Source organism: Pseudomonas pharyngis (assembly GCF_021602345.1).
Classification (GTDB): Bacteria; Pseudomonadota; Gammaproteobacteria; order Pseudomonadales; family Pseudomonadaceae; genus Aquipseudomonas; species Aquipseudomonas pharyngis.
In genome coordinates this window covers 239,185-253,811 of record NZ_BQID01000010.1, presented here as the reverse complement: position 1 = coordinate 253,811, position 14,627 = coordinate 239,185, and the positions used below count along the sequence as shown (strand labels likewise).

At 62.3% G+C, this 14,627-nt stretch carries 12 protein-coding genes; all 12 read left to right on the top strand.

What is annotated here, in order from left to right; all coding sequences use genetic code 11:
* The first annotated feature begins 535 nt into the window (after nucleotides 1-535).
* The 12 genes from L6D74_RS21530 to L6D74_RS21475 all read left to right on the top strand — a co-directional run bounded on the left by L6D74_RS21530 (nucleotide 536) and on the right by L6D74_RS21475 (nucleotide 14,600).
* Nucleotides 536-2,158, top strand: coding sequence for a methyl-accepting chemotaxis protein (locus L6D74_RS21530; RefSeq protein WP_074691247.1), 1,623 nt, complete (start codon nucleotides 536-538; stop codon nucleotides 2,156-2,158).
* On the top strand, nucleotides 2,158-2,694 hold the full coding sequence (locus L6D74_RS21525) for a chemotaxis protein CheW (RefSeq protein ID WP_236190282.1): 537 nt from the start codon (nucleotides 2,158-2,160) through the stop codon (nucleotides 2,692-2,694). The genes L6D74_RS21530 and L6D74_RS21525 overlap by 1 nt, the downstream gene beginning before the upstream one ends.
* The gene (locus L6D74_RS21520; protein ID WP_236190281.1) at nucleotides 2,691-3,968 is read left to right on the top strand and encodes a CheR family methyltransferase; all 1,278 of its coding nucleotides are present in this window, start codon (nucleotides 2,691-2,693) and stop codon (nucleotides 3,966-3,968) included. Before L6D74_RS21525 ends, L6D74_RS21520 begins: the two co-directional genes overlap by 4 nt.
* Complete coding sequence (locus L6D74_RS21515) at nucleotides 3,965-4,648, top strand: chemotaxis protein CheW (protein WP_007954679.1); 684 nt, start codon at nucleotides 3,965-3,967, stop codon at nucleotides 4,646-4,648. Before L6D74_RS21520 ends, L6D74_RS21515 begins: the two co-directional genes overlap by 4 nt.
* Nucleotides 4,645-6,939 carry a hybrid sensor histidine kinase/response regulator gene (locus L6D74_RS21510; RefSeq protein WP_236190280.1) on the top strand — a complete coding sequence of 765 codons (2,295 nt, stop codon included), beginning with the start codon at nucleotides 4,645-4,647 and terminating at the stop codon, nucleotides 6,937-6,939. The genes L6D74_RS21515 and L6D74_RS21510 overlap by 4 nt, the downstream gene beginning before the upstream one ends.
* On the top strand, nucleotides 6,936-7,946 hold the full coding sequence (gene cheB, locus L6D74_RS21505; RefSeq protein ID WP_085647776.1) for a chemotaxis response regulator protein-glutamate methylesterase: 1,011 nt from the start codon (nucleotides 6,936-6,938) through the stop codon (nucleotides 7,944-7,946). Before L6D74_RS21510 ends, cheB begins: the two co-directional genes overlap by 4 nt.
* Nucleotides 7,947-7,994: 48 nt before the next feature.
* Nucleotides 7,995-8,996 carry a response regulator gene (locus L6D74_RS21500; RefSeq protein WP_011332645.1) on the top strand — a complete coding sequence of 334 codons (1,002 nt, stop codon included), beginning with the start codon at nucleotides 7,995-7,997 and terminating at the stop codon, nucleotides 8,994-8,996.
* Nucleotides 8,997-9,102: 106 nt separating this feature from the next.
* A protein-coding gene (gene prfB, locus L6D74_RS21495; RefSeq protein ID WP_102621447.1) for a peptide chain release factor 2 occupies nucleotides 9,103-10,198 on the top strand; the annotation gives its coding sequence in 2 pieces (ribosomal slippage) (nucleotides 9,103-9,174 and nucleotides 9,176-10,198; 1,095 coding nt in all).
* A gap of 69 nt (nucleotides 10,199-10,267) precedes the next feature.
* Entirely contained in the window at nucleotides 10,268-11,770 is a 1,503-nt protein-coding gene (lysS, locus tag L6D74_RS21490; protein WP_039769614.1) for a lysine--tRNA ligase, read from the top strand.
* A 118-nt stretch (nucleotides 11,771-11,888) separates the two neighbouring features.
* On the top strand, nucleotides 11,889-12,593 hold the full coding sequence (locus L6D74_RS21485) for a TetR/AcrR family transcriptional regulator (RefSeq protein ID WP_011332647.1): 705 nt from the start codon (nucleotides 11,889-11,891) through the stop codon (nucleotides 12,591-12,593).
* 141 nt (nucleotides 12,594-12,734) lie between these two features.
* Nucleotides 12,735-13,289: a hypothetical protein gene (locus tag L6D74_RS21480; RefSeq protein ID WP_064593709.1), complete on the top strand. Its 555-nt coding sequence runs from the start codon at nucleotides 12,735-12,737 to the stop codon at nucleotides 13,287-13,289.
* Nucleotides 13,290-13,322: 33 nt separating this feature from the next.
* Entirely contained in the window at nucleotides 13,323-14,600 is a 1,278-nt protein-coding gene (locus tag L6D74_RS21475; RefSeq protein WP_064593712.1) for a flavohemoglobin expression-modulating QEGLA motif protein, read from the top strand.
* Nucleotides 14,601-14,627: the final 27 nt, after the last annotated feature.

The window sequence follows — 14,627 nt, the reverse complement described above, 5'->3', positions numbered from 1 at the left end:
TGTTGCCATGGGATGCTCTCCTTGCGGATAAAGTTAGGGTGCCCGGGAGGCGAAATCGCCCGGTGGGTGCCTGACTGTTATCAAGGAGCGTGCCAGCTTTTGCCACGTCCCCGGGAGCCGGGGACTTGACCGCTCTGGCTCGCGTGTTTGAGCGTTTTTTGAACAGCGATGAAAGCAAAAGTGCGCAACTTCTTGCGCAGTACTGCGCAAGAAGTTGCGCACTCGGCTACAGGCGACGGTAACCGGGGGCTGTAGCGAAATAAGGCGGCGATTTCGCGAATCAAGTGCGCAAGAAGTTGCGCACCATGGCACATGGCTACTGCCTCTTCGGATCATCTAAAACTGAAATGACCAATCCATCGCCCCTTTTTGCCATTGCGTCACTGGCACGCCACCCTCCGATTCCTTGAAAGTCCCAGTCCAGAGCCCGTCGTGTTTTATGACCGGAAGGCCTGGGCGCGGCAAACCGTCTTATAAATGAAACACCGCCCTCAGCTATACTCCCCCGCATTTCGACCCGCCCCGAGGACTGACTGTGAAGAACTGGACGTTGCGCCAACGCATTTTGGCGAGCTTTGCGGTGATTATCGCCATCATGCTGTTGATGGTGGTCGTCTCGTATTCGCGGCTGCTGAAGATCGAAGCCAGTGAAAACAGCGTCCGTGACGACGCGATTCCCGGCGTCTATTACAGCTCGATGATTCGTGGCGCGTGGGTCGACAGTTATCTGCAAACACAGGAACTGCTGGGGCTCAAGGAAGGGCAGGGCATCAGCAGTGAAGATGCGGCCGATTACAAGGCTTTCGAATCTCGGCTTCAGGAACAGATGGCCAATTATCGTGGCACGGTGGTGACGGACGAGGACAAGCTCGAATTCGCGGCGTTCGAGAAATATCACGACGCCTACCTGAAAATTCAGGATGCGGTGCTCGATCTGCACAAACGCAATCTGGAAGCCGACGCCGTCAAGCTGTTCCACGAGCAATTGACTCCGACCTGGTACTCGGGCCGGATGAAGCTCAACGACATCATTGGCGAGAACAAGAAAGTCGCCGACAAGGCCATGGCCAACATTGATGAGGCCGTGGCGGCGGCCAAGGTCAGCATGTTCGTCTCACTGCTGGTGGCCGTGCTGGCCGCCGGTTTCTGCGGTCTGCTGCTGATGCGCGCGATCATGGCGCCGATGAACCGCATCGTGCAGATCCTCGACATCATGCGCACCGGCGATCTGAGCAGCCGCTTGAACCTCGACCGCAAGGACGAGTTCGGTGCCGTGGAAACCGGCTTCAACGACATGATGACCGAGCTCACCTCGCTGGTGTCCCAGGCCCAGCGCTCGTCGGTACAGGTCACCACCTCGGTGACCGAGATCGCCGCCACCTCCAAGCAGCAACAGGCGACCGCCACCGAAACCGCTGCGACCACCACTGAAATTGGCGCGACATCCCGCGAAATCGCGGCAACCTCTCGCGACCTTGTACGCACCATGACTGAAGTCTCCACCGCCGCCGATCAGGCCTCGGTACTGGCCGGTTCCGGGCAACAAGGCCTGGCGCGGATGGAAGACACCATGCACTCGGTGATGGGCGCGGCGGATCTGGTGAACGCCAAACTGGCGATCCTCAACGAGAAGGCCGGCAACATCAATCAGGTGGTGGTGACCATCGTCAAGGTCGCCGACCAGACCAACCTGCTGTCCCTGAACGCCGCGATCGAAGCGGAGAAGGCTGGTGAATATGGCCGTGGTTTCGCGGTGGTCGCCACTGAAGTGCGGCGTCTGGCGGATCAGACTGCTGTCGCCACCTATGACATCGAACAGATGGTCCGCGAGATCCAGTCGGCGGTGTCCGCCGGGGTGATGGGCATGGACAAGTTCTCCGAGGAAGTGCGTCGCGGCATGGCTGAGGTGCAGCAAGTGGGCGAGCAGCTGTCGCAGATCATCCATCAGGTGCAGGCGCTGGCGCCGCGGGTGTTGATGGTCAACGAAGGCATGCAGGCCCAGGCCACCGGCGCCGAGCAGATCAACCACGCGCTGGTGCAGCTGGGTGATGCCAGCAGCCAGACCGTCGAATCGTTGCGTCAGGCCAGTTTCGCCATCGACGAACTGAGCCAGGTGGCCGTGGGCCTGCGCAGCGGCGTTTCGCGATTCAAAGTCTGATGAGCGAAATCACCGCCAAACGCAGCGCTGCGCCGGTGGCGAAGCAGGCGTTGTTCCTGCTGTTTCGCATCGGCAGCGAACGCTACGCCTTGCGTGCCATGGAAGTGGCCGAAGTGCTGCCGCGCCTGCCGTTGAAGCCGATTGCCCGGGCGCCGCACTGGGTGGCGGGGGTGTTCGCCTACCGTGGCACAGTGGTGCCGGTGATCGACCTCAGTGCCCTGACCTTCGGCCATCCTGCGCAAGCGCGTACCAGCACACGACTGGTGCTGGTGCATTACCGAGCGGATGACTCGCAACCCTCGCAATGGCTGGGCCTGATCCTCGAACAGGCCACCGATACCCTGCGCTGCAACCCGGCTGATTTCCAGCCGTACGGCCTCGACAATCGTCAGGCGCCGTACCTGGGCCCGGTGCGTGAGGATGCGCAGGGGCTGGTGCAGTGGGTGCGGGTCAACGACTTGCTGGACGAGTCGGTGCGCGCGTTGCTGTTCCCGACACCGCCGCTGGATCCGGCGCGGCTTGAGGAGCAGCCATGAGCAGCGACCAGCGCTTCTTCGATTTCCTCAAGGAACGCATCGGCCTCGACGTCGCTTCGGTCGGGCCGGCGATCATCGAACGGGCCGTGCGCCAGCGCATCACCCTGTCGCAAACGGTGAATGCCGATGAGTACTGGCAGACCCTGCAAGGCTCGCGGGATGAACAGCAGGCGCTGATCGAAGCGGTGATCGTCCCCGAGACCTGGTTTTTCCGTTACCCGGAATCCTTCGCCACTCTGGGCAAACTGGCGCGCAAACGCCTGGGCGAATTGAACAATATGCGCGCGCTGCGCATCCTCAGCTTGCCGTGTTCCACCGGTGAAGAACCCTATTCGATTGCGATGGCCTTGCTCGATGCCGGCCTCAAGCCCCATCAGTTCAAGGTCGATGGCATGGACGTCAGCCCCTTGTCAGTGGACAAGGCGCGGCGGGCGCTGTACGGCAAAAACTCGTTTCGCGGCCAGGAACTGGACTTTCGCGAGCGGCATTTTTTCGCCGAGAACGAGGGCTTTCGGGTGAATGAAATCGTCCGCGAGCAGGTGCGCCTGCAGGTCGGCAACGTGCTCGATCCGTCATTGCTGGTCAACGAGCCGCCGTTCGATTTCGTGTTCTGCCGCAACCTGCTGATCTATTTCGATCAGCCGACCCAGCAGCAGGTGTTCGCCGTGCTCAAGCGCCTGACCCATGTCGATGGCGTGCTGTTTATCGGCCCGGCCGAGGGCAGTCTGCTTGGGCGGCTCGGCATGCGTTCGATCGGGATTCCACAGTCTTTCGCCTTCAGCCGTCACAGCGATCCACAACCCGAACCGTTACCGATGCCGACCGCGATTGCGCTGCCGTTGCCTGCGCGCCAACCGCTGCGCAGCACGCCACCGCCGCCGGTGCGCAACCGTCCGTTTGCTGGCGTGACGCCTTTGCCGGCGACGGCTAAGAGCACCAACCCCGAAGCGGCGACCTTGCTGGCCAACATCGCCGCCCTGGCCAACGAAGGCAAAAGCGCCGAAGCCCGGTCCGCGTGCGAACAGTATTTGCGCAGCCATGAGCCGGTGGCCCAGGTGTTTTACTGGCTCGGCCTGCTCAGCGATGTCGCCGGCAGCGCCTTAGAAGCCCAGGGCTTTTACCGCAAAGCGTTGTACCTCGAGCCGCAACACCCCGAAGCCCTGATGCACCTGGCCGCCTTGCTGCAAGCCCAGGGCGACACGGCCGGCGCCAGACGATTGCAGGAGCGCGCCGCCCGCAGCGACCGCACCGCCGACAGTGAGCGTAAACGATGATCCCGTCCGACACCTTGAACGTCACCCACGAAGACGCCCGGGCCATCGACGATTGCTGGAACCGCATCGGCATCCATGGCGACAAGTCCTGCCCGCTGCTGGACGAGCACATCCATTGCCGCAATTGCTCGGTGTATTCCGCCGCCGCCACGCGCCTGCTCGACCGCTATGCGTTGCAGCAGGACGAGCGCGATCCGGTGGCGACCCAGGTCGAAACCGAGCTGAAGACCCGTTCGCTGCTGATGTTCCGCCTCGGCGAAGAATGGCTCGGCCTGGCCACCCGCAGTCTGGTGGAGGTCGCGCCGTTGCAGGCGATTCACTCGCTGCCGCACCAGCGCTCCCGGGCCTTGCTCGGCGTGGCGAACGTGCGCGGTGCGCTGGTGGCGTGCCTGTCGCTGGTTGAACTGCTCGACCTCGACAGCAACGCGGCCCCGGCGACCGGCGCGCGGATCATGCCGCGCATGCTGATCATCTCGGCCCAGGGCGGGCCGGTGGTGGTGCCGGTGGACGAAGTCGACGGGATTCACGCCATCGACGAGCGAATCCTCGATGCCGCCTCACGCTCCGGTGCGCAAGCCAGCGCCAAATACACCCGAGGCGTGTTGCCTTTCAAAGGTCGCAGCCTGCGTTGGCTGGATGAAGAACAGTTGCTGTCCGCCGTGTCCCGGAGCCTCACATGACCCCCGAGCAAATGCGCGACGCCTCCTTGCTCGAGCTGTTCAGCCTCGAAGCCGAAGCCCAGACTCAGGTGCTCAGCGCCGGGCTGCTGGCGTTGGAGCGCAACCCGACCCAGGCCGATCAGCTCGAGTCGTGTATGCGTGCGGCGCACTCCTTGAAAGGGGCGGCGCGGATCGTCGGTATCGACAGCGGCGTCAGCGTCGCCCACGTGATGGAAGATTGTCTGGTCAGCGCTCAGGAAGGACGGTTGTTCCTGCGCCCGGAACATATCGACGCGCTGTTGCAGGGCACCGACTTGCTGATGCGCATCGCCACCCCGGCCAACGCCCCCCAACCGGCGGACATCGAGGCTTACGTGGCGTTGATGGGCGGATTGCTCGATCCGACGGCGCCGCCACTAGTGCCCGCCGCTGCGAGTGCGCCGCTGATGGCCGAGTTGCAGCTTCAGCCACCGTCGGTGGCGGAGCCTGCGCCGGTTGAAATCCCGGTCGAGGTTGCCGAACCGGAACCCGCGCCGCGCAAGAGCAAACGCGCCACCGAAGGTGGCGAGCGGGTGCTGCGGGTCACCGCCGAACGTCTGAACAGCCTGCTCGACCTGTCGAGCAAATCCCTGGTGGAAACCCAGCGTCTCAAGCCGCACCTGGCCACGATGCAGCGCCTCAAGCGCATGCAGAGCAACGGTCTGCGGGCACTGGAGAGTCTCAATGTGCACCTCAAGGAACATGCCCTGAGCCTTGAAGCTCAGGAAGCGCTGGAGGATGCGCGGCGTTTGCTCGCCGAATCCCAGCAACTGCTGGCAGAAAAAAACGCCGAACTCGACGAGTTTGCCTGGCAGGCCAGCCAGCGCGCGCAAGTGCTTTACGACACCGCACTGGCCTGCCGCATGCGGCCGTTCGCTGATGTGCTGTCGGGGCAGGTGCGGATGGTGCGCGACCTCGGTCGCAGCCTCGGCAAACAGGTGCGGCTGGAGATCGAGGGCGAGAAGACCCAGGTCGACCGCGATGTGCTGGAAAAACTCGAAGCTCCGCTGACGCACCTGCTGCGCAATGCGGTCGATCACGGCATCGAAACCCCACAGGAACGCCTGCTCAAGGGCAAGTCCGAGGAAGGCCTGATCCGTCTGCGCGCCTCGCATCAGGCCGGTCTGCTGGTGCTCGAACTGAGCGACGACGGCAACGGCGTGGATCTGGAAAAGGTCCGGCGCAGCATCGTCGAACGCCAGTTGTCGCCCGCGGAAACCGCCGCCCAGTTGAGTGAAGAAGAACTGCTGACCTTCCTGTTTCTGCCGGGTTTCAGCCTGCGCGACAAGGTCACCGAGGTGTCCGGTCGCGGCGTCGGCCTCGATGCCGTGCAGCACATGGTCCGCCAGTTGCGCGGCGCGGTGGTGCTGGAGCAGACGGCGGGCGAGGGCAGCCGTTTCCATCTGGAGGTGCCGCTGACCCTGTCGGTGGTGCGCAGCCTGGTGGTGGAAGTCGGCGACGAGGCCTACGCTTTCCCGCTGGCGCACATCGAGCGTATGTGCGACCTGGCGCCGGAGGACATCGTGCAGGTCGAAGGGCGCCAGCATTTCTGGCACGAGGGCCGACATGTCGGGCTCGTCGCGGCCAGTCAGTTATTGCAACGTCCGGCCAGTCAGAACAGCGGCGATACGCTGAAAGTCGTGGTCATCCGCGAGCGCGATGCGATCTACGGCGTGGCGGTCGAGCGCTTCATTGGCGAGCGCACGCTGGTGGTGCTGCCGCTGGACGAGCGGCTGGGCAAGGTGCAGGACATTTCCGCCGGGGCCTTGCTCGACGATGGTTCGGTGGTGCTGATCGTCGACGTCGAAGACATGCTGCGTTCGGTGGACAAACTGCTCAATACCGGGCGTCTGGAGCGTATTGCCCGCCACGGCAATCAGGCGACGGAAGCCGCGCGCAAGCGGATTCTGGTGGTCGACGACTCGCTGACCGTGCGCGAGCTGCAACGCAAGCTGCTGCTCAATCGCGGCTACGACGTCGCCGTTGCGGTGGACGGCATGGACGGCTGGAACGCCCTGCGCTCCGAGGATTTCGATCTGCTGATCACCGACATCGACATGCCGCGTATGGACGGCATCGAGCTGGTCTCGCTGCTGCGCCGCGACAACCGTCTGCAATCGCTGCCGGTGATGGTGGTGTCCTACAAGGATCGCGAGGAAGACCGCCGCCGTGGACTGGACGCCGGGGCCGACTATTATCTGGCCAAGGCCAGTTTTCATGACGACGCCCTGCTCGACGCAGTGGTTGAGCTCATCGGAGGAGCGCGGGCATGAAGATCGCAATCGTCAACGACATGCCTTTGGCAGTGGAGGCCCTGCGTCGCGCGCTGGCCTTCGAGCCGGCGCATCAGGTGCTGTGGGTCGCCAACAACGGCGCCGAAGCGGTGCGTCTGTGCGCGGAAAACACCCCGGACCTGATCCTGATGGACCTGATCATGCCGGTGATGGATGGCGTCGAGGCCACCCGGCGGATCATGGCCGAGAGCCCGTGCGCGATCGTCATCGTCACCGTGGACCGCCAGCAGAACGTGCACCGGGTGTTCGAAGCCATGGGCCATGGCGCGCTGGACGTGGTCGACACCCCGGCCATCGGCGGTGGCAATCCTCAGGAAGCGGCGGCGCCGCTGCTGCGCAAGATCCTCAACATCGGCTGGCTGATCGGCGAGAAAACCGCCCGCTCACGTCCGGCACCTGCGACACCGCGCAGTGCCGCCTCGCGCCAGCGACTGGTGGCGATCGGCTCTTCGGCCGGTGGCCCGGCGGCGCTGGAAGTCTTGCTCAAGGGCCTGCCGCGCCACTTTTCGGCGGCCATCGTGCTGGTGCAGCATGTTGATCAGGTATTCGCCGCCGGCATGGCCGAATGGCTGGCCAGCGCCAGCGGCCTGGACGTGCGTCTGGCCCGCGAAGGCGAACCGCCGCAGGCCGGCGCGGTGCTGCTGGCCGGCACCAACCACCATATTCGTTTGCTCAAGAACGGCACGCTGGCCTACACCGCCGAGCCGGTCAACGAGATCTACCGCCCCTCGATCGACGTGTTTTTCGAAAGCGTCGCCAATTACTGGAACGGTGACGCAGTAGGGGTTTTATTGACAGGGATGGGACGCGACGGGGCGCAAGGGCTTAAGCTCATGCGCCAACAGGGTTACCTGACCATCGCGCAGGATCAGCAAAGCAGTGCGGTGTACGGCATGCCCAAGGCCGCAGCGGCCATCGACGCGGCCGTAGAAATCCGTCCACTGGAAAAGATAGCGCCACGATTGCTGGAGATATTCCCCAAATGAATACGTCCATCGGCAATCCTGGCCCCCGCAGCACTCAGGTGACCGCCCATGAATGACTTACAGATCGATGACATCAAAACCGACGAGAACGCCGCCATGGTGTTGTTGGTGGACGATCAGGCGATGATCGGCGAAGCCGTGCGCCGTGGGCTGTCGAATGAAGAGAACATCGACTTCCACTTCTGCTCCGACCCGCATCTTGCCGTGGCCCATGCGGTGCGGATCAAGCCGACCGTGATCCTGCAGGATCTGGTGATGCCGGGCCTCGACGGTCTGAGCCTGGTGCGCGAATACCGCAATCACCCAGCGACCAAGGACATTCCGATCATCGTCCTGTCGACCAAGGAAGACCCGCTGATCAAGAGCGCGGCGTTCTCCGCCGGGGCCAACGATTACCTGGTGAAACTGCCGGACAACATCGAGCTGGTGGCGCGGATCCGCTATCACTCGCGCTCCTACATGACGTTGCTGCAACGGGACGCGGCCTACCGCGCGTTGCGGGTCAGCCAGCAGCAATTGCTCGACACCAACCTCGTCCTGCAACGGCTGATGAACTCCGACGGCCTGACCGGGCTGTCCAACCGCCGGCACTTCGACGAATACCTGGAGCTGGAATGGCGCCGCTCGTTGCGCGACCAGAGCCAGTTGTCGCTGCTGATGATCGACGTCGATTACTTCAAGTCCTACAACGACACCTTCGGCCACGTTGAAGGCGACGAGGCCTTGCGCAAGGTCGCTACGGCAATCCGCGAGGCCAGTGCCCGGCCGTCCGATCTGCCGGCGCGTTATGGCGGCGAAGAATTTGCGCTGGTGCTGCCCAACACCTCGCCGGGCGGGGCCCGACTGGTGGCGGAGAAGCTGCGCCAGACGGTCGCGGCGCTGAAGATTCCGCACAATGCGCCGGCCGAAGGGTCGAGCCTGACCATCAGCATCGGTCTGGCGACCATGGTGCCGGAGTCGGGCAGCGACTGCCGGTTGCTGATCTCGGCGGCGGACCGTGGCCTGTACCTGGCCAAGAACAACGGGCGCAATCAGGTGGGGATCGAATGAACCATTGGGTTCATTCGCCACAAGAGCCGCCGGACGGGCTGCCGTGACAGCTTGATTACGTTATACTCGCCGGCTTTCAAAAGTTCGCCAACGAGTGCTGCCCGTCATGGAAATCAACCCGATCCTGAACACCATCAAGGACCTGTCCGAGCGCTCCGAAACTATTCGGGGGTATCTTTGACTACGATCAAAAGCATGAGCGTCTGATCGAAGTCAATCGCGAGCTTGAAGATCCTGCCGTCTGGAACAAACCTGAATACGCCCAGGAACTGGGCCGCGAGCGCGCTGCGCTGGCGCAGATCGTCGATACCCTCGACGAACTGAACGGTGGCCTGGCCGATTGCCGCGAGCTGCTGGACATGGCCGTTGAAGAGAACGACGAGGGCGCGGTCAACGACGTCGTCGAAGTCCTTCAAGGTCTCGAGGAGTCCCTGTCCAAGCTCGAATTCCGCCGTATGTTCAGCCACGAGATGGACCCGAACAACGCCTACCTGGACATCCAGGCCGGTTCCGGCGGCACCGAAGCCCAGGACTGGGCCAACATCCTGCTGCGCATGTACCTGCGCTGGGCCGACAAGCGCGGTTTCGACGCGACCATCATGGAGCTGTCGGCCGGTGAAGTCGCCGGGATCAAGGGTGCGACCGTGCACATCAAGGGCGAATACGCCTTTGGCTGGCTGCGTACCGAGATCGGCGTGCACCGTCTGGTGCGTAAGAGCCCGTTCGACTCCGGCAACCGTCGCCACACCTCGTTCTCCGCGGTTTTCGTCTCGCCAGAGATCGACGACAAGGTGGAAATCGAAATCAACCCGGCAGACCTGCGGATCGACACCTATCGTTCCTCCGGTGCCGGTGGTCAGCACGTAAACACCACCGACTCGGCCGTACGTATCACCCACGTACCGACCAACACCGTGGTGAGCTGCCAGAACGAACGTTCCCAGCATGCCAACAAGGACACCGCCATGAAAATGCTGCGGGCCAAGTTGTACGAGCAGGAAATGCAGAAGCGCAACGCGGCGTCCCAGGCGCTGGAAGACACCAAGTCGGACATCGGCTGGGGGCACCAGATCCGTTCGTACGTGCTCGATGCGTCGCGGATCAAGGATCTGCGCACCAACATCGAACGCAGCGACTGCGACAAGGTACTCGACGGCGACATCGACGAATACCTGGAAGCCAGCCTGAAATCGGGGCTGTAAGCTTTCAACCGACCTCAAGTCCCCCGTCGCCGGCGGGGGCAACGAACCTGTGATGGAAAATTTAAAGACATGAGCGACCTACAACTCGATCCGCAAGCCCTGCAACAGGAAGAAAACTCCCTGATCGCTCTGCGCAAGGAAAAGCTTGCTGCCGAGCGCGCCAAGGGCAATGCCTTCCCGAACGACTTCCGCCGCGACAACTACTGCGATGCGTTGCAGAAACAGTACGCGGACAAGACCAAGGAAGAGCTGGCAGAGGCTGCGATCCCGGTCAAGGTTGCAGGTCGCATCATGCTCAACCGTGGCTCGTTCATGGTGATCCAGGACATGACCGGTCGCATCCAGGTCTACGTCAACCGCAAGACTCTGTCCGAAGAAACCCTGGCCGCGGTGAAAACCTGGGACATGGGCGACATCATCGCCGCCGAAGGCACCCTGGCCCGCTCCGGCAAGGGTGATCTGTACGTCGAAATGACCAGCGTGCGCCTGCTGACCAAATCCCTGCGCCCGCTGCCGGACAAGCACCACGGCCTGACCGACACCGAACAGCGCTACCGTCAGCGCTACGTTGACCTGATCGTCAACGAAGACGTGCGCCAGACCTTCCGCGTTCGCTCGCAAGTGATCGCGCATATCCGCAGCTTCCTGATGAAGCGCGACTTCCTCGAAGTCGAAACGCCGATGCTGCAGACCATTCCTGGCGGTGCCGCGGCCAAGCCGTTCGAAACCCATCACAACGCGCTGGACATGGAAATGTTCCTGCGTATCGCGCCGGAGCTGTACCTCAAGCGCCTGGTGGTTGGCGGCTTCGAAAAAGTGTTCGAGATCAACCGCAACTTCCGTAACGAAGGCGTTTCGACTCGTCACAACCCTGAATTCACCATGTTGGAGTTCTACCAGGCTTACGCCGACTACGAAGACAACATGGACCTGACCGAAGAACTGTTCCGCGAGTTGGCGCAGCTGGTTCTGGGCAGCACCGACGTGCCGTACGGCGACAAGGTGTTCCACTTCGGCGAGCCGTTCGTGCGCCTGTCGGTGTTCGACTCGATCCTCAAGTACAACCCTGAGCTGACCGCCGATGACCTGAACGACATCGACAAGGCTCGCGCCATCGCCAAGAAGGCCGGCGCCAAGGTGCTGGGCTTCGAAGGTCTGGGCAAACTGCAGGTGATGATTTTCGAAGAGCTGGTCGAGCACAAGCTGGAACAGCCGCACTTCATCACCCAGTACCCGTTCGAAGTGTCGCCGCTGGCCCGTCGCAACGATGACAACCCGAACGTCACCGACCGCTTTGAGCTGTTCATCGGCGGCCGTGAAATCGCCAACGCCTACTCCGAGCTGAACGACGCGGAAGACCAGGCCGAGCGCTTCATGGCGCAGGTGGCCGACAAGGACGCCGGCGACGACGAAGCCATGCACTACGACGCCGACTTCGTTCGCGCGCTGGAGTACGGCATGCCGCCGACGGCCGGTGAAGGTATCGGCATCGACCGTCTGGTGATGCTGCTGACCAACTCCCCGTCGATCCGCGACGTGATCCTGTTCCCGCACATGCGGCCACAAGCGTAAGTGTTTCAATAAAAAAGCCGCCTGAAATGGGCGGCTTTTTATTGCCTGTCTGGTACAAACGTATCAAATGGTTAATTTTGAAGAAAACAACAGAGGTATGCCTGTCGTGATCGGTGCAATGGCTCAAGAGGGTGCAGCGGGAATCGCCACTGCGGTCGCTGAAAGTGTTCAGTACCAGGGCCGCAAGGCCAGCCGGCAGGGCAGTGAACAGCGTCGACAGGACATTCTCGATGCGGCGATGCGCATTGTCGTGCGCGACGGCGTACGCGCCGTGCGTCACCGGGCGGTGGCGGCCGAGGCCGGTGTGCCGCTGTCGGCCACCACGTATTACTTCAAGGACATCGATGACCTGCTCACCGATACCTTCGCCCAGTACGTCGAGCGCAGCGCGGCCTACATGGCCAAGCTGTGGATCAACAACGAAGGCCTGTTGCGTGAAATGGTGGTCAGCGGCGACGGCAGCCCGGAGTCGCGTTCGCAACTGGCCGACGATATCGCGCGTTTGATGGCTGATTACGTGCATCGGCAACTGGTCAACCGTCGCGAGCATTTGATGGCCGAGCAGGCGTTCCGTCAGGAAGCACTTTTAAACCCGCGGCTGGCGGAACTGGTGCGTTCCCATCAGCAGATTCTGTTGCAGGGCACCTGCCAGTTGTTCCAGGTATTGGGCTCGCGCGAGCCACAGCAGGATGCCAAGGTGTTGACGGCGATTATCGGACGGATGGAATATCAGGGCCTGCTCAACGACGCCGAGCCTTTGGCCGAAGAGGACATGCTCGGCATTCTGACGCGCTATATGCACCTGGTACTCGCGTCGGTCTGATAGCCGATGGAGGTCCCTTGTGGGAGCGGGCTTGCTCGCGAATACGGTGGGTCAGTCAACTGAAGTGTTGAATGTGAAACCGTATTCGCGAGCACGCCCGCTCCCACAGGGGAAGGTGTTTCAGGTTCTAGGGAGTGTCGAATGAAAGCCTGGCGTGGCGTGCTGATCGCCTTGTCGTTCCTGCTGCTCAGCGGATGTCTGGTGACCTTCAAGGAGCCGCTGCCCGCCAGTGAACCGGCGCCCAAGGGCCTGCTCGGCCAATGGTCGAGCACCAATGCCTGGGGCGAACCGATGAATCTGGAGCTGACGCGCCTGGGCAACGACCGCTATCAGGCGGTTGCTTATTTCAAAGCCAAACCCCGCGAGCGTGAAGCCTATCCGTTCACGGTGTCGCGCCACGGCAACCGCTGGTACCTGTCGGCGAAGGTGCCGGCGCAATACGGCGGGCACTTCACCATCGCCGGCTTCGAGATCACCGACAAGCGCGAACTGGTGATCTACAACCTCGACCTCGAACAGATCAACCAGGCCATCGCCCAGAAAGCCCTCGACGGCCAGGGCTTCCAGACCGATGACGGCGAGGGCGTGCAGGTCGACAGCCCGCTTGAAAAGGTCTTTGCTTACCTCGACGACCCGGCCAATTCCGACGTTTTCGTCGAAGCGGCGCGCTATCAGCATCAGGCCAAAGCCAAATAATTCAGTTCGTCACGTTTTCTACAGGAGTTTCGGGTGGACGATTACCAGCAGACGATACGCATTCTGTCCGATCGCATAGTGCTGGCGCAGACGCCGATCCGCGTGCTCGACGCGGTCAAGTGGGACGAGAACATCCGCAAGGGCTTCCTCAAGGCCAAGGGCAAGGAATTGCCGGCGGTGGATCGTGACTACTACCTCAACCGGCCGCTGTCCTTCGATTCGAGCAAGGTCAAGCTGGAATTCCAGAACATCGAGCGCGACATCACCCGCCAGCTCGGCCAGTTCAACCCGGTCGGCCAGATCATGCGCCGCATGTGCAAGGAATACCGGATGGTGGTGCGCATGCTCGAAGCGCGTGGCACCGAAGATTTCGGCCTGATTTCCCAGGAGCTGTACGGCGCCGCGTCCGACGCGTTCCACGCCGGTGACCCGACCCTGGCCGACCTCGGCCTGATGATGTCGGATTACCTGAACAACATCGACGGCCGTGGCGACCTGAAGGACGAACCGAAGATCCTCACCGCCAAGGACGCCGTGCACCTGTTGCAAACCCGCCTGAACAAGGTGTTCGGCGAGGCCGAGGAAACCATCCGCGTGTTCGAGTCCGACGGTATCGTCGCCGACGCGGCGGCGGGTGCCGACTACATCAAGATCCGCACCGATGCGATGTTCAACGACCGCGACGTGCGCGCGCTGGAAGTCCACGAAGGCCTGGTGCACGTCGGCACCACGCTCAACGGTCTGAACCAGCCGATCTGCACCTTCCTGTCCAAGGGGCCGCCTTCGTCGACGGTGACTCAGGAAGGCCTGGCGATCCTGATGGAAATCATCACCTTCGCCTCCTACCCGAGCCGCCTGCGTAAACTGACCAACCGCACCCGCGCCATTCACATGGTCGAGGAGGGCGCGGACTTCCTGCAGATTTTCGAGTTCTTCCGCGAGCAGGGCTTCGAGATGGCGGAAAGCTACGGCAACGCCAGTCGGGTTTTCCGTGGATCGACGCCGACCGGTCTGCCGTTTACCAAAGACTTGTCCTACCTCAAGGGCTTCATCATGGTTTACAACTACATTCAGTTGGCCGTGCGTAAGGGCAAGCTCGAGCAGATCCCGCTGTTGTTCTGTGGCAAGACCACGTTGGAAGACATGCGAACCCTGCGTCAGTTGGTGGACGAAGGATTGGTGGTGCCGCCGAAGTACCTGCCGGACCAGTTCCGCGACATGAACGCGTTGTCGGCGTGGATGTGCTTCTCCAACTTCCTCAATCACTTGAGCCTGGACCGGATCGAGGCGGATTACTCCAACATCCTGTAACTCCCACAAGGTCATTTGTTTTCCTCA

Coding starts and splice junctions, on each gene's coding strand:
- L6D74_RS21525 (WP_236190282.1), top strand. CDS start 2,158: ATGAGCGAAATCACCGCCAAACGCAGCGCTGCGCCGGTGGCGAAGCAG.
- L6D74_RS21520 (WP_236190281.1), top strand. CDS start 2,691: ATGAGCAGCGACCAGCGCTTCTTCGATTTCCTCAAGGAACGCATCGGC.
- L6D74_RS21515 (WP_007954679.1), top strand. CDS start 3,965: ATGATCCCGTCCGACACCTTGAACGTCACCCACGAAGACGCCCGGGCC.
- L6D74_RS21510 (WP_236190280.1), top strand. CDS start 4,645: ATGACCCCCGAGCAAATGCGCGACGCCTCCTTGCTCGAGCTGTTCAGC.
- cheB (WP_085647776.1), top strand. CDS start 6,936: ATGAAGATCGCAATCGTCAACGACATGCCTTTGGCAGTGGAGGCCCTG.
- L6D74_RS21500 (WP_011332645.1), top strand. CDS start 7,995: ATGAATGACTTACAGATCGATGACATCAAAACCGACGAGAACGCCGCC.
- lysS (WP_039769614.1), top strand. CDS start 10,268: ATGAGCGACCTACAACTCGATCCGCAAGCCCTGCAACAGGAAGAAAAC.
- L6D74_RS21485 (WP_011332647.1), top strand. CDS start 11,889: ATGGCTCAAGAGGGTGCAGCGGGAATCGCCACTGCGGTCGCTGAAAGT.
- L6D74_RS21480 (WP_064593709.1), top strand. CDS start 12,735: ATGAAAGCCTGGCGTGGCGTGCTGATCGCCTTGTCGTTCCTGCTGCTC.